21 protein-coding genes and 1 tRNA gene are annotated in these 23,761 nt (G+C 65.9%); 6 read left to right on the top strand and 16 right to left on the bottom strand.

Annotation, left to right across the window (positions count from 1 at the left end; translation table 11 throughout):
* Positions 1-85: 85 nt before the first annotated feature.
* The 6 genes from CYJ10_RS06290 to CYJ10_RS06265 form a co-directional block, all read right to left on the bottom strand.
* On the bottom strand, positions 86-3,034 hold the full coding sequence (locus CYJ10_RS06290; RefSeq protein ID WP_101680653.1) for a ribonucleoside-diphosphate reductase subunit alpha: 2,949 nt from the start codon (positions 3,032-3,034) through the stop codon (positions 86-88).
* A 685-nt stretch (positions 3,035-3,719) separates the two neighbouring features.
* Complete coding sequence (ampD, locus tag CYJ10_RS06285) at positions 3,720-4,328, bottom strand: 1,6-anhydro-N-acetylmuramyl-L-alanine amidase AmpD (protein WP_101680652.1); 609 nt, start codon at positions 4,326-4,328, stop codon at positions 3,720-3,722.
* Complete coding sequence (locus tag CYJ10_RS06280; protein ID WP_101680651.1) at positions 4,321-5,997, bottom strand: sigma-54-dependent transcriptional regulator; 1,677 nt, start codon at positions 5,995-5,997, stop codon at positions 4,321-4,323. Before CYJ10_RS06280 ends, ampD begins: the two co-directional genes overlap by 8 nt.
* Positions 5,998-6,036: 39 nt before the next feature.
* Entirely contained in the window at positions 6,037-8,058 is a 2,022-nt protein-coding gene (locus CYJ10_RS06275) for a sensor histidine kinase (RefSeq protein WP_101680650.1), read from the bottom strand.
* Positions 8,055-8,321: a PP0621 family protein gene (locus tag CYJ10_RS06270; RefSeq protein ID WP_101680649.1), complete on the bottom strand. Its 267-nt coding sequence runs from the start codon at positions 8,319-8,321 to the stop codon at positions 8,055-8,057. The genes CYJ10_RS06275 and CYJ10_RS06270 overlap by 4 nt, the downstream gene beginning before the upstream one ends.
* Before the next feature lie 51 nt (positions 8,322-8,372).
* Positions 8,373-9,317, bottom strand: coding sequence for a cytochrome C assembly family protein (locus tag CYJ10_RS06265; protein WP_101680648.1), 945 nt, complete (start codon positions 9,315-9,317; stop codon positions 8,373-8,375).
* A gap of 118 nt (positions 9,318-9,435) precedes the next feature.
* Between CYJ10_RS06265 and ffh the strand changes: the two genes are divergently transcribed.
* Both ffh and CYJ10_RS06255 read left to right on the top strand, forming a co-directional pair.
* Positions 9,436-10,827, top strand: a complete 1,392-nt coding sequence (gene ffh, locus CYJ10_RS06260) for a signal recognition particle protein (RefSeq protein WP_101680647.1) — start codon at positions 9,436-9,438, stop codon at positions 10,825-10,827.
* A gap of 46 nt (positions 10,828-10,873) precedes the next feature.
* Positions 10,874-11,416 carry a hypoxanthine-guanine phosphoribosyltransferase gene (locus CYJ10_RS06255; RefSeq protein ID WP_092601305.1) on the top strand — a complete coding sequence of 181 codons (543 nt, stop codon included), beginning with the start codon at positions 10,874-10,876 and terminating at the stop codon, positions 11,414-11,416.
* Positions 11,417-11,459: 43 nt separating this feature from the next.
* On the opposite strand, the gene CYJ10_RS06250 is transcribed toward CYJ10_RS06255, so the two are convergent.
* The 6 genes from CYJ10_RS06250 to CYJ10_RS06225 form a co-directional block, all read right to left on the bottom strand.
* Positions 11,460-12,098: a LysE family translocator gene (locus tag CYJ10_RS06250; RefSeq protein WP_101680646.1), complete on the bottom strand. Its 639-nt coding sequence runs from the start codon at positions 12,096-12,098 to the stop codon at positions 11,460-11,462.
* Positions 12,099-12,209: 111 nt separating this feature from the next.
* Entirely contained in the window at positions 12,210-12,872 is a 663-nt protein-coding gene (locus CYJ10_RS06245) for a LysE family translocator (protein ID WP_101680645.1), read from the bottom strand.
* Positions 12,873-13,019: 147 nt separating this feature from the next.
* A complete protein-coding gene (locus CYJ10_RS06240) occupies positions 13,020-13,868 on the bottom strand; it encodes a helix-turn-helix transcriptional regulator (protein ID WP_101680644.1) in 849 nt (282 codons plus the stop codon).
* On the bottom strand, positions 13,832-14,770 hold the full coding sequence (locus tag CYJ10_RS06235) for a 2OG-Fe(II) oxygenase (protein ID WP_101680643.1): 939 nt from the start codon (positions 14,768-14,770) through the stop codon (positions 13,832-13,834). Before CYJ10_RS06235 ends, CYJ10_RS06240 begins: the two co-directional genes overlap by 37 nt.
* Entirely contained in the window at positions 14,767-15,528 is a 762-nt protein-coding gene (locus CYJ10_RS06230) for a transglycosylase SLT domain-containing protein (protein ID WP_101680642.1), read from the bottom strand. The genes CYJ10_RS06235 and CYJ10_RS06230 overlap by 4 nt, the downstream gene beginning before the upstream one ends.
* A 15-nt stretch (positions 15,529-15,543) precedes the next feature.
* Complete coding sequence (locus CYJ10_RS06225; RefSeq protein WP_101680641.1) at positions 15,544-17,265, bottom strand: proline--tRNA ligase; 1,722 nt, start codon at positions 17,263-17,265, stop codon at positions 15,544-15,546.
* A gap of 196 nt (positions 17,266-17,461) precedes the next feature.
* Here CYJ10_RS06225 and CYJ10_RS06220 point away from each other — a divergent pair, with 196 nt between their 5' ends.
* Positions 17,462-18,163 (top strand): RNA pyrophosphohydrolase, encoded by a 702-nt coding sequence (locus CYJ10_RS06220; protein WP_257993109.1) that lies wholly within the window; start codon positions 17,462-17,464, stop codon positions 18,161-18,163.
* Positions 18,160-18,738, top strand: coding sequence for a CNP1-like family protein (locus CYJ10_RS06215; protein ID WP_101680640.1), 579 nt, complete (start codon positions 18,160-18,162; stop codon positions 18,736-18,738). Before CYJ10_RS06220 ends, CYJ10_RS06215 begins: the two co-directional genes overlap by 4 nt.
* 99 nt (positions 18,739-18,837) lie before the next feature.
* Here CYJ10_RS06215 and proB read toward each other — a convergent pair whose 3' ends face one another.
* The 4 genes from proB to rplU form a co-directional block, all read right to left on the bottom strand.
* Positions 18,838-19,956, bottom strand: a complete 1,119-nt coding sequence (gene proB, locus CYJ10_RS06210) for a glutamate 5-kinase (protein WP_101680639.1) — start codon at positions 19,954-19,956, stop codon at positions 18,838-18,840.
* A 50-nt stretch (positions 19,957-20,006) separates the two neighbouring features.
* Positions 20,007-21,122 carry a GTPase ObgE gene (obgE, locus tag CYJ10_RS06205; RefSeq protein WP_101680638.1) on the bottom strand — a complete coding sequence of 372 codons (1,116 nt, stop codon included), beginning with the start codon at positions 21,120-21,122 and terminating at the stop codon, positions 20,007-20,009.
* Positions 21,123-21,327: 205 nt separating this feature from the next.
* Complete coding sequence (rpmA, locus tag CYJ10_RS06200) at positions 21,328-21,588, bottom strand: 50S ribosomal protein L27 (protein ID WP_019449572.1); 261 nt, start codon at positions 21,586-21,588, stop codon at positions 21,328-21,330.
* A 51-nt stretch (positions 21,589-21,639) separates the two neighbouring features.
* Positions 21,640-21,951: a 50S ribosomal protein L21 gene (rplU, locus tag CYJ10_RS06195; RefSeq protein WP_008647259.1), complete on the bottom strand. Its 312-nt coding sequence runs from the start codon at positions 21,949-21,951 to the stop codon at positions 21,640-21,642.
* A 506-nt stretch (positions 21,952-22,457) separates the two neighbouring features.
* On the opposite strand from rplU, the gene ispB reads away from it, so the two are divergent.
* Positions 22,458-23,387 carry an octaprenyl diphosphate synthase gene (ispB, locus tag CYJ10_RS06190; RefSeq protein ID WP_101680637.1) on the top strand — a complete coding sequence of 310 codons (930 nt, stop codon included), beginning with the start codon at positions 22,458-22,460 and terminating at the stop codon, positions 23,385-23,387.
* A 106-nt stretch (positions 23,388-23,493) separates the two neighbouring features.
* Positions 23,494-23,570: transfer RNA gene (locus CYJ10_RS06185), tRNA-Pro, on the top strand.
* Positions 23,571-23,761 lie beyond the last annotated feature (191 nt).

Below are 23,761 nucleotides of genomic sequence, written 5' to 3'. Positions count from 1 at the left end.
TTGGCGTTCGACGCGTCCGCCCTCTCCCCCGGCACCCCCTCCCGCACAGCGGGAAAGGGGAACAGACCGAGGGTGATTCAATGTGTTACTGGCAGGCTTCGCACTCGTCGAATCCGGCGTCGCCCGGGCGCATCGTGCAGACCGCGCCTTCGGCTTCCGGCATGGCCGGGGCTGCTGCGGCGGCCGCGTCGATACCCGATTGGCCGTCGGCACCCGACGACACCGCGTTCAGCGAACCGCGCGACACGGTGGACTTCTCCACGTGCGTGGCGGCCATCGTGCGCAGGTAGTACGTGGTCTTCAGGCCGCGCAGCCAGGCCTGCTTGTACGTGTCATCCAGCTTCTTGCCCGACGCGCCGGCCATGTAGATGTTCAGCGACTGGGCCTGGTCGATCCACTTCTGGCGGCGGCTTGCGGCTTCCACCAGCCAGGTCGGCTCCACCTCGAAGGCCGTGGCGTAGATGTCGCGCAGGTCTTGCGGAATGCGGTCGATGCGGGCCAGCGAACCGTCGAAGTACTTCAGGTCGGCAACCATCACTTCGTCCCACAGGCCGCGCGCCTTCAGGTCGCGCACCAGGAAGTCGTTCACCACCGTGAATTCGCCCGACAGGTTCGACTTCACGTACAGGTTCTGGAACGTCGGCTCGATGCAGGCGGACACGCCGATGATGTTCGAGATGGTCGCGGTCGGGGCGATCGCGATGCAGTTCGAGTTGCGCATGCCGTGCTGCTTGATGCGGGCGCGCAGGCTGTCCCAGTCCATCGACGACGACATGTCCACTTCCAGGTAGCCGCCGCGCTCTTCAGCCAGCAGCTTCAGCGAGTCCTGCGGCAGGATGCCACGGTCCCACAGCGAGCCCTGGTAGGTGCTGTAGCGGCCACGCTCTTCGGCCAGTTCGGTCGATGCGTGGTACGCGTAGTAGCAGACCGCTTCCATCGACGTGTCGGCGAACTTCACCGCGGCGTCGCTGGCGTACGGCGTGCGCAGCACGTGCAGGCAGTCCTGGAAGCCCATGATGCCCATGCCCACCGGACGGTGGCGCAGGTTCGAGTTGCGCGCCTTCTCCACCGCGTAGTAGTTGATGTCGATCACGTTGTCGAGCATGCGCATCGCGGTGCGGATCGTCTTCTGCAGCTTGGCGTGGTCCAGCACGTGCGTGCCGTCGGTCTGCTGCTTCAGGTGGGCCACCAGGTTCACCGAACCCAGGTTGCACACGGCGATTTCGCTCTCGTTCGTGTTCAGCGTGATTTCCGTGCACAGGTTCGAGCTATGCACCACACCCACGTGCTGCTGCGGGCTGCGGATGTTGCACGGGTCCTTGAACGTGATCCACGGATGGCCGGTCTCGAACAGCATGCCCAGCATCTTGCGCCACAGCTGCATGGCCGGCACCTTCTTGAACAGCTTCAGCTCGCCGCTGGCCGCGCGGGCTTCATAGCCCAGGTAGGCCTGCTCGAATGCCTTGCCGACCTTGTCGTGCAGGTCCGGGCAGTTGGCCGGCGAGAACAGCGTCCATTCAGCGTTTTCCATCACGCGCTTCATGAACAGGTCCGGAATCCAGTTGGCCGTGTTCATGTCGTGCGTGCGGCGGCGGTCGTCGCCGGTGTTCTTGCGCAGTTCCAGGAATTCCTCGATGTCCAGGTGCCATGTCTCCAGGTACGCGCAAACCGCGCCCTTGCGCTTGCCGCCCTGGTTCACGGCCACGGCCGTGTCGTTCACCACCTTCAGGAACGGCACCACACCCTGCGACTTGCCGTTGGTGCCCTTGATGTGCGAGCCCAGCGCGCGGACGTTGGTCCAGTCGTTGCCCAGGCCGCCGGCGAACTTCGACAGCAGCGCGTTTTCCTTCAGGGCTTCGTAGATGCCTTCCAGGTCGTCCGACACCGTGGTCAGGTAGCACGACGACAGCTGCGAGCGGCGCGTGCCCGAGTTGAACAGCGTCGGCGTGGACGACATGAAGTCGAACGACGACAGCAGCTGGTAGAACTCGATGGCGCGGGCTTCGCGGTCCTTTTCTTCCAGCGCCAGGCCCATGGCCACGCGCATGAAGAAGGCCTGCGGCATTTCGATGCGCACTTCGTCAACGTGCAGGAAGTAGCGGTCGTACAGCGTCTGCAGGCCCAGGTAGTTGAACTGGAAGTCGCGCGAGGCGTCCAGCGCGGCGCCCAGGCGCACCAGGTCGTACGTGGCCAGCTTTTCGTCCAGCAGTTCGGCTTGGATACCGCGGGCGATGAACTTCGGGAAGTACTCGGCGTACTTCGTCGACATTTCGGTCTGGGTTACTTCGGCGCCCAGGATTTCCTTGCGGATCGTGTGCAGCAGGATACGGGCGGTTACCTGGCTGTAGGCCGGGTCCTTCTCGATCAGCGTACGCGCGGCCAGGATGGCCGAATCGTAGACCTGCGTCATCGGCACGCCGTCGTACAGGTTCTTGAGCGTTTCCTTCAGGATCGGCTCGGCGCTGACAGCATTGCCCAGGCCGCTGCAGGCGTTGTCGATCAGCGCGTGCAGCGCCGCCAGATCCAGCTGATGCGTTGCGCCGTTGTCGGTCACGTTGAACGACACGCCGGATTCCTGCACGCGGGCCACGGCCTGCGCGTTGGCCTGGGCACGCTCTTGCGTGCGCTTTTCGCGGTACAGCACATAGGCACGGGCCACCTCATGCTCGCCCGAGCGCATCAGCGCCAGTTCCACGTGATCCTGCACGTCTTCGATATGGAAGGTGCCGCCATTCGGGCGGCTGCGCACCAGCGCGCGCACCACGGACTGCGTCAGTTGTTCCACCAGCTCGCGCACGCGGGCCGATGCGGCGCCCTGGCCACCGTTGACGGCCAGGAAGGCCTTGGTCACGGCCACGGCAATCTTGTTCGGCTCGAACGCCACCACCGAGCCGTTGCGACGGATCAGCTTGTAGTCCTGGTACGAGACACCAGCAGCGGCAAGGCTCTGTTGCAAGCTACCGGCTGCTGCGCCACCAATTCCAGTTGCGCCAGTCACGCCGGTGGTTTGTTGTTCGTTTTGGGCCGTTTGCATGAGGTAACTCCGGTATTAACCCTGTGATGAATACTTCTGTTCTTGTACTGAGACGACAAAGTCCCTAGCAAAATGCGCTGTATAAGTCACTTGATTCAGGCGATGCCAGATGCGAACCAAACTGCTCGTGCGGACATTTTGCTAGGGACTTTCGGTACTGCTGCGGCCCGATAACCTATATGCAGTAACTGGCGCATGTTGTCGCGACGATTACTGCACTTGCGGGCCGGCTCCCCGGCGACACCACTAGATGTTGTGGTGCCGTTCAAAACTGGGCCTAAGTATAGTGAAAAGAGACAGCATGACCAGTCTTGACAAGCGCGGCCAAGGGTCTGGACGGCCCGGTGCGGCAGCGCCACATTCCCGCAAAGCGCGCTGCCTCAAGGCTTCGCGGCGTCACGTTCGGTGGCGCACAAAATCTCTAAAATTTTTTAATGGGAATGGATCACCGATAGGTGACCCAGGATGGGCGCGCCCGCAACCGCCGGGGGCGCGATTGTAGCCGCCCTTGCGCCGAAATGAAGCGGCGTACACGTAACTGCACAGCTATTTTTCAGGGCGATGACACCCTGTGGTGCATGGGGTTTTGTTGGCGCCACTTCCGCCGTTTTTGCGCCGCTGGGCGTTTTGCGGCGTTTGCGCAACACAGTGATTATCCCTACACAGATTGGCGCACCCGTGCCGATCAGGGTCGCCCGATTTGCGGTCGATACGGCAGCAGCGCCGGGGGCAGGTCCGCCAGCGTCGCAAACCGGTTCCAGTCGAAATGCGGGCCCGGATCGGTCTTGCGCCCGGGGGCGATGTCGCTGTGCCCGGCAATGCCCTGGATCGGGTACGCGGCGCGCAGCGCGGCCACCAGCGCGGCGGCGGTGTCGTACTGGGCCAGCGTGAACGGCTGGTCGTCGGCGCCCTCGATCTCGATGCCGATCGAGAAGTCGTTGCAGCGTTGCCGACCGCAGTATTCGGACTGTCCCGCATGCCACGCGCGCTGGGTGCAGGCCACGAACTGCACCAGCTCGCCGTCGCGGGCGATCAGGAAGTGGGCCGATACACGCACATCGTGGATGGTCTCGAAGAACGGATGGCGCGACGCATCCAGCTGGTTCTGGAAGAACGCCTCGATGTCGCCCGTGCCGAACTGGCCGGGCGGCAGGCTAATGTTATGGATGACCACCACGTCCAGCGGCGCGCCGTCGGGCCGTGGATCGAAATTCGGCGACGGCACGCGACGGGCAGCTGGCACCCAGCCGTCAGCGTCGGGCATGAAATCGTGGGGGCCGACAGCGTCAGGCATCGCGCCCCTCGCCCTCGGCCAGCGGCTCGCCGTCGTCGACGGCGTCGCGGCCATCCCGGCCATCGCGTTCGTCGCGAATGCCCAGTTGCTGGATGCGGTAGCGCAGCTGGCGGAAGTTCAGGCCCAGCAGCGGCGCGGCGGCCGTGCGGTTGAAGCCGGTCTGGCGCAGCGCACGCAGGATCAGTTCGCGCTCCACGGCTTCCAGCCGCGCAGGCAGGTCGATCGGGAATTCGAGGTCGGCCAGCGCCGCGCCCAGCGGGTCGCTCGCGGCATCGTCATCGCCCCGCCCGGCTTCGCCAGCATTCGTGCCGGGCGTGACCGCCAGATCGGAAAGGCCGCCCATCGATGCCGCCGCGCCAGGCGCCGGCCAGTTCGTCGGGCTGCCCCACGCGTGATAGCCAGCCGGCGCTGGTACGGGCGCGCTGGCCGGCACGGGCGCCATGCCCGTCTGCAGCAGGCTGGCGCGCTCCATGCCGGCATCCAGCGGACCCAGATCGGCCACGGCGATCTCGTCGGTCTCCGCAAACGCGTAGGCGCGCTCCAGCAGGTTTTCCAGCTCCCGCACGTTGCCCGGGAACGGATACGCCACCAGGCGCTCCAGCGCGGCGCGCGACAGCCGCTTGGGATGGGCATCGCCATAGCGACTGGCCAGGTGTTCCAGGATGGCATGCGCCAGCACGGGCACGTCCTCGCCGCGCTCACGCAGCGTGGGCATGCGCAGTTCCAGCACGTTCAGCCGGTAGTACAAGTCCTGCCGGAACAGTCCGGCCGCCACCATCGCGGCCAGATCCTTGTGGCTGGCACACATCACGCGCACATCGACACTGTCTTCCTTGCTGGCGCCGATCTTGCGCACGCGGCGTTCCTGCAGCGCGCGCAGCAGCTTGACCTGCATGGCCAGCGGCAGGTCTGCCACCTCGTCCAGCATCAGCGTGCCGCCATGGGCGGCCTGGAAGAAGCCCCCGCGCTCGGCGTCGGCGCCGGTGAAGGCGCCCTTCACATGGCCGAAGAACTCCGACTCCATCAGCGTTTCGGGAATCGCACCGCAGTTCACGGCCACGAACGGATGCGCGGAGCGGGAGCTGATCGCGTGGATAGCGCGCGCGGCGCGCTCCTTGCCGCTGCCGGACTCCCCGCTGATCACCACGGGCGCCATGCTGCGCGCCAACCGCGACAGCGAGCGTCGCACCTCGCTGACGGCCGCAGACACACCAGGCAGCAGTTGCGCCGCGCGATCGGCCAGTTCCGACGACTCCGTCGGGCTGCCGCCATCGGCCGGCGCGCGATGCTGGCGGCCCAGCGCGTTCAGGATCAGCGTGCGAAGCTGCTCTAGCGAGACCGGCTTGGCGATGTAGTCGAACGCGCCCGCCTTCAGCGCATCCACGGCATTGTCGGCGCTGCCATAGGCCGTGATCACCGCCACCGGGGTACGCTCGGGCGACGCCGACAGCTGGCGCACGATCTCGATGCCCAGCCCGTCGCCCAGGCGCATGTCGGTCAGCACCAGGCTGTAGCGGCGTTCGGCCAGGCGCAGGCGCGCCTCGGCCAGCGAACCGGCCATCACCACGTCATGCCCCATCCGGCGCAGCGAAATGTCCAGTAGCTCGCGCAGGTCGGCCTCGTCGTCGATGACGAGAATCGGAGCGGGGGCGGGCGGTCTGGGTGGCATGACGGTGGAATGTCCGGTTGTTGTTTTTTGCGATGCGAACTAGCCGGCGATGGCCGCGTCGACCACATCGGGGGTCTCGATACGCATCGTCAGCACGAATGCCTTGGCCGGAAGTGTATCGCGAGCCCCGCCGGCCAGCATCCCGGTGCGATCCAGCAACGCATCGAGCACGATTGCCCCATAGCGCACCTGGGCGTCGTTCGCCCCGCAGAGCTCGCGCGCCATGAACAGGCCCAGCCCCGTTCCCTGCGGATTGCTGGTGAAAAACGGCTCGAACAGGCTGCGCTGCTGCTCGCGCGTGACTTCGGCCCCATCGTTCCAGACGATCAGTTCGGCGTGGTGCTGGTCCAGCGCGTGGGCCAACAGGCGGATCGAACCCGGCAGCCGGCTGCAGTAGCGCCAGGCGTTGTCCAGCAGGTTGCCCAGCACCTGTTGCAGCTGGGATGCGTCGAAGATGACCGGCCCCCGCAGGTCCACCGCCACGCGCACGGCATTGGGATTGACCTCGGCGCGGGCGCCGGCGCGCGAGCGCATTTCCAGCCGCCAGCGATCCACGATCTCCGGCAGCGCCTGACCCAGATCCACCGCGCTATGGTCGGTCTTGGGGCGGCGCGACAGCTGCAGCACGTCGGACACCACCTGATCCAGCCGCCGCACGTTGTCGCTGATGATGCGCAGCAGCCGTGCATCGATCGACGAACCCTCGCCTCCGCCCGAATCGGCCAGCAGTTCGTTGGCCTGGCTGATCGCGGCCAGCGGATTGCGGATCTGGTGCGCCACGCTGGCCACCAGCCGGCCCATCGCCGCCAGCTTTTCCTGCTGCACCTGTTCGGCGATCCGCTCCCAGCTTTCGATATGCACCAGCACCGTGTCGCGCATTTCGCTGCGCAGCAGCGTTTCGTCTTCCGGGCTCCAGGCCATGGCCTCGTTCTGGGCAATGGCCAGGCGCAGCCGGGCGGCGCCTTCGGCCGACATGTCGTGCAGACCCGCGGTATCGCCGCCGAGCGACGAAACGCCGTTGAGCGTGGCCCGCAACCCGGCCAGGCCAGGCAGCACGAAGCGCAGGCGCAGGCGGGTGTGCAGCATCGGGCTGCGGCTGGCCGACGGGCGCGACGGCAGCGGCAGCAACTGCAGGATGCGGGGTACGTCGTCCTTGCGCTGGATCCAGTCGCGCAGCATCTCCATCAGCGGCTGCAGGCGCGGGAGGCGGCGCAGGTCGAACAGCACGTTGTCGCGCTCGCCGGCCCGCACCTGCCCCTGTCTGACCCGCTCGTGCGGCTGCACGCCCAACAGCACGAACGCGGCCGGGTTGGCGGCCACGACCGCGCCGTGGGCGCGCACCAGCATCACGCCGTCCTGCATGTCGTTCACCATCAGCCGGTTCACCAGCTGCTGCATGCGCAGTTCCTGCTCGCGGGCCAGCGCCAGCTGCTCCTGTGCGATCTGGCGGTTCGCCAGCATGTACATCAGCAGCGCGGCAATCATGAACACCAGCCCGAACAGGCCGGAACCCAGCAGGTTGGCATCGGCCTGGCGCACCAGCAGCGTCTGGAGGAACGGATTGGCCATCACCAGGATGGCCGACACGGCGGCGGTGAGCAGCGCGAACATCAGGCTGGTCAGCGCCCCGGCCTCCAGCGCGGGCAGCAGGAAGATCATCGCCAGCCCATCGCCATGATTGCCGCCGCGGCCCAGCACCATATAGATGGCGGCCAGCAGCGCCAGGTCGACGATGACCTGCACCCGCACGCGTACATGGAAATGGCGCCGCCAGAGCGTGCCCAGCAAGGTCACCAGCGCGATGCACAGATACGGCAGCACCACCGGAATGGCAGCCGCCGTACGCGCGTTGGCCGCCAGGTCCACCACGGACACGCCGGCGCCGGCGCGATCCAGCGGCAGCCAGGCATAGCCCAGCAGGAGCAGGGCTACGGACGCGCGGGTCCAGCAAAAGTAGCGCAGCAGGCGCCAGTGGAAGTCGGGCGGTTCGGGCTGGCGCCAGAGATCGACCAGCGTATGCCAGCCGCTCAGGCGGGACCAGACCGACCCCCGCCGCTTCATGCGCCGCCCTCGCCGGCTGAATCCGGAAGATGGCTGCGGCGGCAGTAGTGCTGGCCTTGCCATGCAATGGCGTCAGTGCGCGGCAGGTGTATGCCGCACTGTGCGCACTGCACCATCGGCTGGGTCGCCTCCGGACTTGCGGCTTCGCGGCCCTCGGCGGCATCGCGCCGCGCCGCGCCGGTTTCCTGGCGGGCACTGGCACGCTCGCGCAGCCACCAGAGGACGCCCAGCACGACAGCCAGCAGGATGAAGATTCTTGCCATGGATCGGAAATACGGGAATGGGTTGGCCTGGAGAAGCGGTGAGGGGTCGGGTCAGGTGATCCGGTGCAGCACCACTTCGATCACGAAGCGGCTGCCCACATAGGCCAGCAGCAGGATGCCGAACGATGCGATGACCCAGCGCAGTGCCGTGCGGCCGCGCCAGCCGCGGAAGTGCCGGCCGATCAGGATGCCACCGAACATCATCCACGAAATGATCGCGAAAACGGTCTTGTGGTCCACGCGGAACGCCCGGCCGAACAGCTGCTCGGAGAACAGGAATCCCGACACGATGGTCAGCGTCAGCAGCACGAAGCCGGCAGCGATCAGACGGAACAGCAGTTTTTCGAGCGTCAGCAGCGGCGGCAGCAGGTCGAGCCAGCGGCCCAGCCACTGCCCGGCGGCCGGCTCGCCCGCCGCCGGGCGGGTGAAGCCATGCAGCCGGCGCTCGGCCAGCAGCATCAGGAAGGCATGGAACGCGGCCAGCGTGAACAGGCCATACGCCACATTGGCGATCACGAAATGCAGCTTGAACAGCGGCCGCGCCGCGTAGCCCAGGATCTGCGCCCCGGGAAACGCCAGCGGCATCAGGCTGGCCAGCATCGCCACCGGGAACACGATCAGCCCCAGCCCGGCCAGCGAGAAGAAGAAGCTCTCGATCCAGTAGATGCCCACCCCCAGCCAGAGCATGGCCGACAGCGCGAAGGCGAAGCCGAACATCATGTGGTCCGCCGGGAAGATGGTCTCGTGCAGCAGCACGCCGTGGCTGACCAGCGCGGCCAGCACCAGCGCATGCCACCAGGCGGGCTGGCCGTCCATACGCCCGCCGTTGGGCGTGGGCGATGGCATCAGCATTGCCGTGGCGCCCGCGCCGGGATGCCCCGATGGCCCGACCGTGGCCCCGCCGGCTGCCGCCAGTTGCGGGTTGCGCGTCGCCCAGCCGTGAAAGGCCAGGCCGCAGTAGAGAATTGCCGTCAAGGCATACAGTACAATGGCCATTTGCGCAGTTTACCTTAGTGCCATCACGGGTGGTTCTGGCGATGGGATTCCCGCCACACTACCCTTGCCTGCGCCGGCTGCGCTCCGCATTCAAGCCGATTTCCTCCCCTTTTCTGCCATGCTGGATAACCTCACACAACGCCTGGCGCGGGTCGTCAAGACCATGCGCGGCGAGGCCCGACTGACCGAGGCCAACACTGCCGAGATGCTGCGCGAAGTGCGCCTTGCCATGCTCGAAGCCGACGTCGCGCTGCCTGTCGTGCGTGACTTTATCGCCCGCGTCAAGGAAAAGGCGCTTGGCGAGGACGTGGTCAGCAGCCTGACCCCGGGCCAGGCCCTGGTGGGCGTGGTGCAGCGCGAGCTGACCGCGGTCATCGGCGGCGACGAAGCGCTGGCCGACACCAAGGTCAACGAACTGAACCTGAACGTCCAGCCGCCCGCCGTCATCCTGATGGCCGGCCTGCAGGGTGCCGGCAAGACCACCACGGCGGGCAAGCTTGCCAAGTGGCTCAAGGAGAACCGCAAGAAGAAGGTCCTGACGGTGTCGTGCGACGTGTATCGTCCCGCCGCTATCGCCCAGCTCAAGACCGTGTCCGAGCAGGTGGGCGCGGACTTCTTCCCGTCGGAACCCGACCAGAAGCCCGTGGACATTGCCCGGGCGGCGCTGGACTGGGCCCGCAAGCACTATCACGACGTACTGATCGTCGATACGGCCGGCCGTCTGGGTATCGACGAGGCGATGATGCAGGAGATCGCCGCCCTGCACACCGAACTGAAGCCCGCCGAGACCCTGTTCGTGGTCGATGCCATGCTGGGCCAGGATGCGGTGAACACCGCCAAGGCATTCAACGACGCGCTGCCGCTGACGGGCGTGGTGCTGACCAAGCTCGATGGCGATGCACGTGGCGGCGCTGCGCTGTCTGTACGTCACATTACGGGCCGCCCGATCAAGTTCGTCGGCGTCGGTGAAAAGCTCGACGGCCTGGAGCCCTTCTACGCCGACCGCATGGCCCAGCGCATTCTGGGCATGGGCGACATCCTCGCGCTGGTGGAAGAAGCCCAGCGCGGCGTGGACATGGACGCGGCCGAGAAGCTGGCCAAGAAGATCAAGAAGACTGGCGGCTTCGACCTGGAAGACTTCAAGGCGCAGATTGGCCAGATGAAGAAGATGGGCGGCCTGGGCAGCCTGGTTGACAAGCTGCCGGCCCAGTTCGCACAGCAGGCGCAGGGCGCCAACATGGACCAGGCCGAAAAGCAGGTGCGCCGCATGGAGGGCATCATCAACAGCATGACCGCCGCCGAACGCGCCAAGCCGGAACTGATTAAGGCCAGCCGCAAGCGCCGCATCGCGGCGGGCGCGGGCGTGCCTGTGCAGGAAGTGAACCGCCTGCTAAACCAGTTCGACCAGATGCAAGGCATGATGAAGAAGCTCAAGGGCGGCGGCATGATGAAGATGATGCGCCAGATGGGTGCCATGAAGGGCGGCATGAAGGGCCTGTTCAACCGCTGACCCGCCGCCGACACTGATTCCCGCAAAAGACAACAGGACACCGATCATGATGACCGCCGATCAGGCCCGCGAACTCTGGGCCAGCTCCGAGGAAATCGTCAGCGCCCAGGAGGTGCAGGACTCGCTGGACCGCATGGCCAGCGAGATTACCGACAAGATGGGCAACGACTTTCCGCTGGTGCTGTCCGTGATGGGCGGCGCCGTGGTCTTCACGGGCATGCTGCTGCCCAAGCTGCAGTTCCCGCTGGAATTCGACTACATCCACCTGTCGCGCTACAACAACAAGACGGTGGGCGGCGAGATGCAATGGCGCGTGGCGCCGCGCGAATCGGTCAAGGACCGCGTGGTGCTGGTGCTCGACGACATCCTCGACGAAGGCGAGACCATGGCGGCCATCCGCCAGCGCATCATGGACATGGGCGCCAAGGAATTCCACGCCGCCGTGCTGTGCGAAAAGACGCTGACCAAGCTCAAGCCGATGCACCCCGACTTCTGCGGCTTCAAGGTGCCCGACCGCTACGTCTTTGGCTGCGGCATGGACGTCAAGGGCTACTGGCGCAACCTCGGTGCCATCCGCGCCCTGGTCTGAACGATAGCGGGGCCGTCCGGCCCCGTTCTCCCGCTATCCCACCTTATGCGCCGTGGGGGTGAGCCCCCAGAATGGGCCACAACGATGCCAGCAGCAGTAGCGCCATCGTCACATTGAACACGCGCAGCACGCGCGGATTTGCCAGCCAGCGGCGCAGCGCCGCGCCAAACACCGCCCACGTGGTGATGCTCGGCAGGTTCACCACTCCGCACAGCAGCGCCATCAGGGCCGCATTGGTCCACAGGTTGGGATGCAGCACATAGGCGCTGCACGCCCCCACCGCCATCACCCAGGCCTTCGGATTCACCCATTGGAACGCCGCCGCGCGCAGGAATGTCATCGGCCGCGCCACCTCGCGGTCCTGCAGCCCGCCCGCCGTGGCCAGCTTCCAGGCCAGCCAGACCAGATAGGCAGTAGCGGCCACGCGCAGCACGCTCCACGTCCACGGAATCGCCGTGAACACCGAGCCCAGGCCCAGGCCCACGATGACCATCATGATCACCATGCCGATGCAGATGCCGAGCAGGTGCGGCACCGTACGGCGCAGGCCAAAGTTGACGCCCGACGCCAGCAGCATCGTGTTGTTCGGGCCCGGGGTGATCGACGACACCAGCACGAAGGCGCTGTAGGCCATCAACGCGCCGGTACTGGCGGCAAATTCGGGAGGAAGGTGCAGAGCCATGACGGCGCTCCAGAAAATCGAAACAGGCGCTCAGTCTAAGGACACCACTCGGTACAGTACCGATACAGTTAGAATGAAAACTGCCGGTACGGCATCGGTCACGCGGACGCGCTACCGCCCTGCCGCATGGATCGCCACCGCGACAGCCATGCCCCACAGCACCACGCCGGTCGCCCGCTCCACGGTGCGCACCCACCGGACGAAACGCCCCAGCACCGCCGGGTGGCGCACGGCAGCCGCCACGGCGATATCCCACAGCAGCACCACCCCGAACATCCACACGCCATAGGCCGCCTGGATGGCAACCGGCGTAGACCGCCCCGCCAGCACCGCGAACAGGCTGGCGTAGAACAGCCCGTTCTTGGGATTGAGGACAGCAGACAGAAAACCTGTGCCCACCTGCGCCAGATAGGCCGGGCCGGGCGACCCGCTGGATGCGCCGGGCGCATCGGCGGGATCGGACGGCAGCCGCACGACGCCGCGCGAGTGCAGGAATTTCCATCCCATCCACACCAGATAGGCACAGCCCGCCCATTGCAGCGCGCCGAACACGCCGTGCATGCCAGCCGTGGCAGCCAACCCCGCGAGCGCCAACGCAATATAGACACCGTTGCCCAGCGCGATGCCCACGCACACGCCGGTGGCGCTGCGCACGCCGTCGACCATCGACGCACGCACCACCAGGAAAAAGTCCGGCCCCGGACTCAGCAGCGCCAGCCCGTGCGCACCGGCCACCATCGCAAACTGCTGCCACGACGCCTGATCGAATGCCATCCCAACCCCCATCGCCTTGAACACCTGTGAAGGGGGGCAGTCTGGCTTGGGGGGCGCCGCAAGGATTGAAGAAAATTGCGCGGGCGCGCGACGCGGCCGGAGCGACCGACGGCCTTGGGGCCTTGGGCCTTGGGCCCTGAAAACGGGCTAGCCGGCCCGCTGATACGCGCGCGGCGTCAGTGCCACGCGCTGGCGGAAGGCGCGATGGAAGTGGCTCTGGTCGGCAAACCCGAGCTGCTGGGCCACGTCGGCCGGCGCATCGCCACGGCGAAGCAGCCGGCGCGCATGCTGGATGCGGATGTCGATCTGGAACGCATGCGGCGTCATGCCAAACCGCGCCCGGAAATGGCGAATCAACTGGTAGCGGCTCATCCCCGCCATTTCGGCCAGGTCGGCCAGCGGCAGCGCGTCGCCATGGCGGTCGTGCAGTAGCGCGGTAACGCGATCGAGCCGGCCGTCCGCCGGCGGGCCATCGTCCGGCACGCCGGCGCGCAGCCGATCCTGCCCAAGCCAGGCCTGCATGTCGCCCACGAAAGCCACCAGTGCCGCATCCTTCTCCACCACGTCGGCATCGGAAAACAGCATGGCGTTCAGCGCGCAGACCAGCGCGTAGGGCGCGGCATCGTCGGTGACATGCACCCGGCGCACACAGGCCCGGCCCGCTTCGTCGAGCACCGCATCGGCCCATGCCGCGTCGATGTGGATCATCTGGTAGCTCCAGCGCCCGTCCGGCACCGGGTTGCACGCATGCACGCAGCCAGCGGGCACCCACACCACTGCGCCCGGGGCCAGCCGGGTATCGTGGCGTGCGTTGTGCTGGTCATGGCTGAAGACGCTGGCGCCGCCGTCCACGGCGCCGACCGACAGCGTGGGATGCGTGTGCGGTAGATAGGCGGCCTGGCTATCGCAGGCGCGCCGGCTTTCGACCACCGGCAGCGCCGGGTCGAACCAGAAGCGGCTCAACCCCGGCTGCGGTACGGTTGCTCGCGCAGCCATTTGGTGGCGATCCACTTCTCGCCCGATTCCACGGGCAGTCCGGCATGCAGCGTACGGTCGTCGAGCGTGCCGTCGGGCTGCTTGTAGCGGAAGAACACCGCGTTGCCCTTGACCGGCGCCACTTCCAGGCCGAGCTTGGGAAACGCCGTGGCGCCACCGGCAGGCGGGCTGTTCAGGTAGATGACCAGCGTGGCCACGCGCTGGCCGCCCACGCGCAGCTGGCGGGCTTCACCAGGGCGCTGCGGATTGAAGAAATCGAAATGGGGCTGGTATTCGCCGCCGGGCTTGTAGTTGAGGATCTGCAGGCCCTCGCCGTGCTCGACCGGCAAGCCGGTGATGGCGGCGATGCGGGCCTCGATACGCTGGATCAGCGCATGCTCGCCCACCTGGAACATGGCGCCCATGCTGGTCCGGGCGTCGATCAGGTTTTCGTCGCCGGTATCGGGATTCACCACCGGCGAGCGCTGCAGGCGGTCGTGCGCCAACGTGATCAGCGCGTCGCACTCGGTGCCATCAAGCAGATTCTGCAGCAGCAGGATGCGCGGCGCCTCCAGCGCGAACAGGATCGGTACCTCGCGCCCTTCGTGGCGGAACGCGTTGCGGCCGGCGGACGGCGTGGACGACGAAACGGGCGAAACGGCTATCGGCGATGCTGCCGATGTAGCAATCGACTCCGCCGCCTGCCGCGTCACCACCGGCGCGGGCGCCGGCACCTGCCTGACGGGCGGGCGATGGCCCAGCGCGGCATTGACCGTATCGCGGGCAAACGTGGCGTCGTAGCCCGACCGCAGCATCGACAACACCAGCGATTCGGCATCGAAGCCCTGCTCGATATGGCGCGCCAGCCAAAGTTCGAGCTCGGGGGACGTGGCGCAATACCCTGCGCGGGACTCACGTGTCATGACGGATTGGCCAGTCGCTGCGGCGAAAACGGGTTCCGCGCGGGCGATTCGGGCGGCAGCGTGCGGCGTACCGGCGCCGTGGCCGCGGGGGCCGCGCCGTCGGGGTCGCCGGCGATCGTGACCGTGGCCTCGGAATATTGCCAGCGCTTCCAGGCGCCCAGCACCGCATTCGGATACTCGGGACGCCCCCGGCTGCCGTTATAGCGGCCCAGCGCCAGGAACAGGTCGCCGTTTTCGCGATCCAGATAGTGGCGCAGGATGGTGCAGCCGTAGCGCAGATTGCTCTGCAGGTGGAACAGCTTCCGCGTGTCACCGTCGCCAATCGAGCGCACCCAGAACGGCATCACCTGCATCAGCCCGCGTGCATCTGCCGAACTGATGGCGTACTTGCGGAAGCCGCTTTCCACCTGCACCAGGCCCAGCACCAGCGACGGCTCCAGCCCGGCACGCTTGGCTTCGTAATAGACGGTTTCGATCAGCTCGACGCGCGTCTGCGGGTCGGGCAGCTTCGATTCCAGCCGGCGCGACATCTCGCCCAGCCATTTCAGGTAGCCGAGCTTCTCGCCGCCGGACGCAAACGTCGGCCGCACCGGCCGATGATCGGCAATCGCCGCCGCCAGCGCGCCCCGCACGGAATCGGCCAGCGCCTCTTCCTTCTGCGCGCCAGCGAGGGCGGCCGTGGACAATACGGCACAAAACACGCCGCCGGCCAGGGCGGCAGCCCAGCGGCGGGACATCGGCAGGCCAGCGGCGCGCATGACTTCGACCGTCGCTTAGCTGGCCAGCAGGTGGCGCACGTGCGCCACCACATCGGCCACGGCAACCGGGGTGGCCTGTGCATCGCGGCGGCCCTGGTATTCGACCTTGCCTTCCTTGAGGCCACGGTCGCCCACCACCACGCGGTGCGGCACGCCGATCAGTTCCCAGTCGGCAAACATCACGCCCGGGCGCTCGCCACGGTCGTCCAGGATGACGTCCACGCCTGCAGCCAGCAGTTCGGCATGGATGCGGTCCGCCTCGGCCTTGACGGCTTCGTTGCGGTCGTAGCCAACCGGGCACACCACCACCGCGAACGGGGCGATGGACGCCGGCCAGATGATGCCGCGCTCGTCGTAGTTCTGCTCGATGGCCGCACCCAGGATCCGGGTGACGCCAATGCCATAGCAGCCCATCTGCATCGGCTGGTTCTTGCCGTTTTCGTCCAGGAACACGGCATTCATCGACTCCGAATAGCGGGTGCCCAGCATGAAAACGTGGCCCACCTCGATGCCGCGGCAGATTTCCAGCGTGCCCTTGCCGTCCGGCGACGCATCGCCGGCCACCACGTTGCGCAGGTCCGCCACGACAGGCTCGGGCAGGTCGCGGCCCCAGTTCACGCCGGTGTAGTGGAAGTCACGCTCGTTGGCGCCACAGCAGAAATCGCTCATGTTGGCCACGGTACGGTCAGCCACCACCTTGACCGGCTTCTTCGTGCCGATCGGGCCCAGGTAGCCCGGAGGCGAGCCGAAGGCGTCGACAATCTCGGTCTCGGTGGCAAATCGGAATTCGGCCAGACCCGACACCTTCGATGCCTTGACCTCGTTCAGTTCGTGGTCGCCACGGATCAGCAGCAGCCAGATCTGCGGGCCGGCGTCGCCATCGGTGGCCAGCACGATCGACTTCACCGTGCGGTCCAGCGGCATGCCCAGGAATTCGGCTACGTGCTCGCATTTGGCCTTGCCCGGCGTCGACGTCTTGGTCAGGGCCTCGGCCGGCGCGGCGCGCTGGGCCGACAGCGGCAGCGCCTCGGCGGCCTCCATGTTGGCGGCGTATTCCGATGTGGGGCAGTAGACGATGGCGTCTTCGCCGGTGTCGGCGATCACGTGGAATTCGTGCGAGCCGGAGCCGCCGATGGCGCCGTTATCGGCTGCCACGGCGCGGAATTCCAGGCCGAAGCGCGTGAAAATGCGCTGGTAGGCGTCGTACATGCTCTGGTACGAGACCTTCAGGCCCTCGACGTCACGGTCGAACGAATAGGCGTCCTTCATCGTGAATTCGCGGCCGCGCATGATGCCGAAGCGGGGACGGCGCTCGTCGCGGAACTTGGTCTGGATCTGATAGAAATTCACCGGCAACTGCTTGTAGCTGCGGATTTCGCTCCGGGCGATGTCGGTGACCACCTCTTCCGACGTCGGCTGCAGGGCGAAATCGCGCTCGTGGCGGTCTTTCAGGCGCAGCAGCTCGGGGCCCATCTTGTCCCAGCGGCCGGTTTCCTGCCACAGCTCGGCCGGCTGGACCACCGGCATCAGCAGTTCGACGGCACCGGCGCGGTTCATTTCCTCGCGAACGATGTTCTCCACCTTGCGGATCACGCGCAGACCCACCGGCATGTAGCTGTAGATGCCGGCGCCCAGCTTCTTGATCATGCCGGCCCGCATCATCAGTTTGTGCGACACGATTTCCGCGTCGGCGGGGGCTTCCTTGAGGGTAGAAATGAAGAAATGCGAGGCTTTCATCCGTTGGATTCTCGTAAGGCTGGTCGTGGCGGGTCATATTGACCGCACCGCCGGACGGCAGCAAAGGACTTTCGGTTCACGGGGGGACGCGCCTGAAACTGCCCATCTGCTCGGGAAAACCAGCATTCCCAGGGTCGGGCCGATGCGCGCGCATCCCTTATAATCGACGTAATTCTAAAGGATTCGAGGTGCAGTCATGCTCGATCGTGAAGGCTTTCGCCCGAACGTCGGCATCATCCTCATCAACGCACGTAACGAGGTTTTCTGGGGCAAGCGAATCGGCGAACACTCCTGGCAGTTTCCGCAAGGTGGCATCAAGTACGGCGAGACGCCGGAACAGGCCATGTTCCGCGAGCTGCAAGAAGAAGTCGGCCTGCTTCCGGAGCACGTCAGGATCGTCGGTCGCACGCGCGACTGGCTGCGTTATGAGGTGCCGGACAAGTTCATTCGCCGCGAGATCCGCGGCCACTACAAGGGCCAAAAGCAAATCTGGTTCCTGCTGCGCATGGTGTGTCGCGATTGCGACATCCACCTGCGCGCGAGCGACCATCCCGAGTTCGATGCCTGGCGCTGGAGCGAGTACTGGGTACCGCTGGACGCCGTGATCGAGTTCAAACGCGATGTCTACCAGTTGGCGCTGACCGAGTTGTCGCGCTTCCTGAACCGCGGACGCGTGCCGCTGAGCCCGTATGGACATCACCATATGGGGCACGGCCGGCACGGCGAAGGTGTGCCCCCGCCACCGCAGCCGGACGCCGCGCCAGCGGGCCTGCAGGCGGCAACGGCCCACGCTGCCCACGCCGCCGGTGACACGGCTACGATGGATGCGGCGGACATCGTGCCCGAAACCACGCTTTCGCCGGATCAGCCGGCGACCAACAAACGGAGTCATGGATGACTAGTTTCAGCGGCCGGGGCCTTCGCTCCGGCCTGTTGCTGGCAGCGGCCTGCCTGGCGCTTGCCGGTTGCAAGACCACTGGCAAGGGCATGCCCGAGGAAGAACAGAAAGCGACCGACAGCGGCTTCGTCAATCCGTTCGAGGATCGCCCGTTCAAGGAAGTGCAGGCCGCGCTGCCGGCCCTGCCCCAGGACGCGGATCTGATCCCCTTCACGGTCACCGATTCGTCGGACTTCCGCTTCATGGTCGATCCGAAGTCGATTTCGGTGGGTCCGGACCGCGTGGTGCGCTATACGGTGGTCATCACCAGCGCCGGCGGCGGCCGCAATGTCAGCTACGAAGGCCTGCGCTGCGACGCCTTCGAGCGCCGCATCTACGCCACGCTGCCCAAGGGCGCCACGGCGTGGGTTCCGAATCTGGGCGAGGACCGCGACCTGTGGATCCGCATGCAGACCCGCGCCCGCAATTCCTATGCGGCCACGCTGGCAACGGACTATTTCTGTGAAGGCCGTACCGTGGCCGGCAAGCCGGAGCAGCTTGTCCGCGACCTGAAGGCCTACGCGCCCAGCCGCTGACCGGCCCTTCCCGGCACAAAAAAAGGCGAGTACCCGGTGGGACTCGCCTTTTTTCATGGGTCGGCCAGATCTGGCCGGAGCCGGACGCGGCGGGCCGCGTCAGACCAGCACGAGGTTATCGCGATGGATCAGTTCGGGTTCGTTCAGATGGCCCAGTACCGTCTCGATTTCCGATGACGGCTTGCGCGCGATCAGCCTGGCTTCGGCGCTTGAATAGTTGGTAATCCCGCGTGCCACCTCACGGCCGGCATTGTCGACGCAGGCCACCACTTCGCCACGCGCGAACTCACCCTGCACCTCCGTCACGCCGATAGGCAGCAGCGACTTGCCACCGGCCGTCAGCTTCTCGACGGCGCCGGCATCGATCAGCACACGGCCGCGCAACTGCAGGTGGTCGGCCATCCATTGCTTGCGCGCGGTCAGCCGCCCCGTGGGCGCCAGCAGCTGCGTGCCAATGGCTTCGCCGGCGGCCAGGCGGCCCAGCACGTCCTGCTCGCGGCCCGAGGCGATGGTGGTATGGGCGCCCGACTTGGCAGCCCGTTTTGCCGCCAGGATCTTGGTCAGCATGCCGCCTCGCCCTATGGACGAACCCGCACCGCCCGCCATGGCTTCCAGCTCCGGCGTGCCGGCCAGCGCCTCGTGGACGAATTCGGCGTTCGGGTCCTTGCGTGGATCGGCCGTGTACAGGCCACGCTGGTCGGTCAGGATCACCAGCGCATCGCCTTCGATCAGGTTCGTGACCAGCGCGCCAAGCGTGTCGTTGTCGCCGAACTTGATTTCGTCGGTGACCACGGTGTCGTTTTCATTGATGATCGGCACCACGCCCAGGCTCAACAGCGTCAGCAGCGTGGAGCGTGCATTGAGATAGCGCTCGCGATCGGCCAGGTCGGCATGCGTCAGCAGCACCTGCGCCGTGCGGATGCCATAGCGGCCAAACTGGCTCTCGTAGACCTGCGCCAGCCCCATCTGGCCCACGGCGGCGGCGGCCTGCAGCTCGTGGATTTCCTTCGGCCGGCGCGTCCAGCCCAGGCGCTGCATGCCTTCGGCAATGGCCCCGGAACTCACCAGCACCACTTCCTTGCCCGTACCGCGCAGCTTGGCGATCTGGGCCGCCCAGCGCGCAATGGCGTCGTGGTCCAGCCCCTTGCCGTCGTTGGTAACCAGGCTCGAACCCACTTTGACGACAATACGCTTTGCCGGGGCGATGACCGATTGCATGACGAGTTTCCTGTCTCCGAGCCGTGGTTGTTATGTTGGGGTACGCCAGCTTACGCCTGGTTGTCGCCCTGGTCGGCCTGGTCGCCCCGGTCGACGTTGTGCAGGCGGTCATCCAGCCGGATGTCGGGCTCGGCCAGCGCGGCGGCCTCTTCGGCCTTGAGCGCGGCCAGGTGGTCCTTGATCGCATAGATCAGCTCGCGGCAGCCTTCGCCGGTCAGCGCCGAGATATGGAACACCGGGCCCTTCCACTTGTAGCGCTTGATGAAGTCCTTCATCCGCGTGGCGCGTTCTTCGTCGGGCACCACGTCGAGCTTGTTCAGCACCAGCCAGCGCGGCTTCTCGTACAGCGTCTGGTCGTACTTCTTCAGTTCGTTGACGATGGCCTTGGCCTCGGCAACGGGGTCGACGTTTTCGTCGAACGGCGCGATATCGACGATATGCAGCAGCAGCCCGGTGCGTTGCAGGTGGCGCAGGAACTGGTGGCCCAGGCCGGCACCTTCGGCGGCGCCTTCGATCAGGCCCGGGATATCGGCCACCACGAACGACTGCTCATGATCCACGCGGACCACGCCCAGGTTCGGATGCAGCGTGGTGAACGGATAGTCGGCCACCTTCGGGCGCGCGTTCGACACATGCGAGATGAACGTGGACTTGCCCGCATTGGGCATGCCCAGCAGGCCCACGTCGGCCAGCACCTTCAGTTCCAGCTTGAGCATGCGGCGCTCGCCCGGCTTGCCGTCCACCTGCTGGCGCGGCGCGCGGTTGGTACTCGACTTGAAGTGCAGGTTGCCCCAGCCGCCCATGCCGCCTTCGGCCAGGCAGACGCGCTGTCCGTGTTCGGTCAGATCGGCAATGACTTCGCCGGAATCCATGTCGGTGATCAGCGTCCCCACCGGCATCCGCAGCGTTACGTCTTCGCCGGCGGCGCCATAGCAGTCGGCGCCGCGGCCGTTTTCGCCGTTCCGGGCCACGTGCTTCTTGGCGTAGCGGAAATCGATCAGCGTATTGATATTGCGGTCGGCCTGCGCAAACACGCTGCCGCCGCGGCCGCCGTCACCGCCATCGGGGCCACCGAAGGGCACAAATTTCTCGCGCCGGAACGAAGCGCTCCCGTTGCCGCCGTTGCCGGCAATCGCTTCGATACGGGCTTCGTCAATGAACTTCATGTTGGTCTTCCGATGAGGATCTGGCTTGCACCCGCGAAACGCCAAGACAACGAAGCCAAGCGGTTCTGGCCAGGGTGCGTGGCCGCAGATAGTACAAATGTTACGGCAAGGCCGCGCAACGACGCCAGAAACGTTTTGCCGGCGCGCCGAAAATAAAAAAAGCCCCGCATGTGCTGCGGGGCCTTTCGTGCTGCAAAGGCTGTTATCAGGCCGCCGGAACGACGCTGACTTGCTGCTTCTTGGCAGCGCCCTTGACGGCGAACTGCACGTGACCGTCGACCAGCGCGAACAGGGTGTGGTCCTTGCCGATACCCACGTTCTCGCCAGCGTGCACGCGCGTGCCGCGTTGACGAACGATGATGCCGCCGGCGTTGATAGCCTGGCCACCGTACACCTTCACGCCCAGACGCTTCGATTCCGAATCACGTCCGTTCCGCGTAGAGCCGCCGCCTTTTTTCTGTGCCATGTCTTAACTCCTGTTGACCTATTGCGATGAAACCAGTGTCCGAGCCAAGGCTCAGGCAACGATGGCTTCGATGCGCAGTTCGGTGTAATTCTGACGATGGCCCTGGCGCTTCTGGTAGTGCTTGCGACGGCGCATCTTGAAGATCTTCACCTTGTCGTGACGACCTTGGGCGATAACGGTAGCCTTGACGGAAGCCCCGCTTACCAGCGGCGTACCAAACTTGATTTGGTCGCCAGCGCCCACTGCGAGCACCTGGTCCAGCGTGATTTCTGCGCCAATGTCAGCCGGTATCTGTTCTACTTTAAGTTTTTCGCCAGCAGCAACCTTGTATTGCTTGCCGCCGGTTTTTACGACCGCGTACATTGTCGAACCTCTCGATGTTGATTGAAACGATGAATGCTGCCCCGGGAGGCCCGGAGCCGGCGCCGTTTCATGCGCCGCAGACGGTACGCGCGAGAAACGCGACCGAAGGAACCGCAAATTATAAACCGGTTTACGGAAAAGCGCAAAGAAAACAAGAGGATAGGATATCGGCCACCTGCTGAGGCGGGCGGCGCACTTCCCGCTTTGCGCGAGAATCAGGTCAGGTCGGCCAGCAGAAACCCGGCCAGGGCAGCAAAGGCCACCCACCAGGCGGTGCGGCGGACATGCCGACGGGATGCATGGGGCTTGTCCATGGCGGCATTATAGGTGGGGCCGAACCACGTCGGACGCCTGCGCGCAACCCCGCCTGACATTCCCTTCCATCGCACGCCACCGACGGCCATAGTCACACCTGCATCGCATATAATCCACCCGTTTTGCGAAACGGTGATCTCATCTTGTCCCAGTCTTCCGCCACTGCCTTGCTTGCCCCGGTCGCTGCCGACATGCGCGCCGTTGACGCCGTCATCCGCCGCCGTCTGTCGTCCGAAGTGCCTCTGGTCGAGCAGATTGGCGAGTACATCATCAGCGCGGGCGGCAAGCGCCTGCGCCCGGTCATCCTGCTGCTGTCGGCGCGCGCATTCGGCTACGAGGGCCATCGTCATCATGACCTGGCCGCGGTGGTGGAGTTCATCCACACGGCCACGCTGCTGCACGACGACGTCGTGGACGAATCCGAACTGCGCCGCGGCCGCCAGACCGCCAACGCCGTGTTCGGCAATGCCGCCAGCGTCCTGGTTGGCGATTTCCTCTACTCGCGCGCCTTTCAGATGATGGTGGATGCCGGCAGCATGCGCATCATGGAGATTCTCTCCAACGCCACCAATGTGATCGCCGAGGGCGAGGTGCTGCAACTGCTGAACATGCACGATCCCGACGTCACCGTGGAGCGCTACCTGCAGGTGATCCGGTACAAGACGGCCAAGCTGTTCGAGGCTTCGGCGCAACTCGGCGCGGTACTGGCCGGCGCCGATGCGACCATGGAAGAAGCTGCCGCCGAATACGGTCGCCGCATCGGCACGGCGTTCCAGCTGATCGACGACATGCTCGACTACACGGCCAGCGCCGAGCAGATGGGCAAAAACGCCGGCGACGACCTGCGTGAAGGCAAGCCCACCCTGCCCCTGCTGCACCTGCTGGAGCACGGCACGACCGAACAGCGGGAACTGGCCCGTGACGCCATCGTGCAAGGCGGCACCGAGCACTTCGACGCCGTTTTCTCGGCCATCCACGCCAGCGGCGCGCTTGAAGTAACGTTCGCAGCCGCCCGCCATGAGGCCGAAGCCGCCGAGCGCGCCGCCATGCAATTCCCGGACTCGCCGCTCAAAACTACGCTGATCGAGCTGTGCGCGTTCTCGTTGCAGCGGCAGAGCTGACGGCAACCGGCACTTTTTCTTGAGATGGTGCTTGCCAACTTCAGGAAACGCCGCTAGAATTTTGTTCTTTGCTGCTGACGACACACTGCCAGCCAGCAACAGAAATCGGGGTGTAGCTTAGCCTGGTAGAGCGCTACGTTCGGGACGTAGAGGCCGGAGGTTCGAATCCTCTCACCCCGACCAGATTTCGATGCACGGCATTGCCGGACATCACAGGTTTCAGCAAAAAGCCGCACAGCAATGTGCGGCTTTTTTGCTTCTGCCCCTTCCCTTCTCCCACTGCCCCGCCGCTCCGGGCGACTCCCGTTTCCGCCCCCCGCGCAAGTAGGGTTGCAGCCGTGTCGCGCAAACGCCAACGCGCACGCGAGCCAGCT

This window comes from Cupriavidus pauculus (assembly GCF_002858765.1).
Lineage (GTDB): Bacteria > Pseudomonadota > Gammaproteobacteria > Burkholderiales > Burkholderiaceae > Cupriavidus > Cupriavidus pauculus_B.
This window is presented reverse-complemented; position numbering and strand designations above follow the sequence as displayed.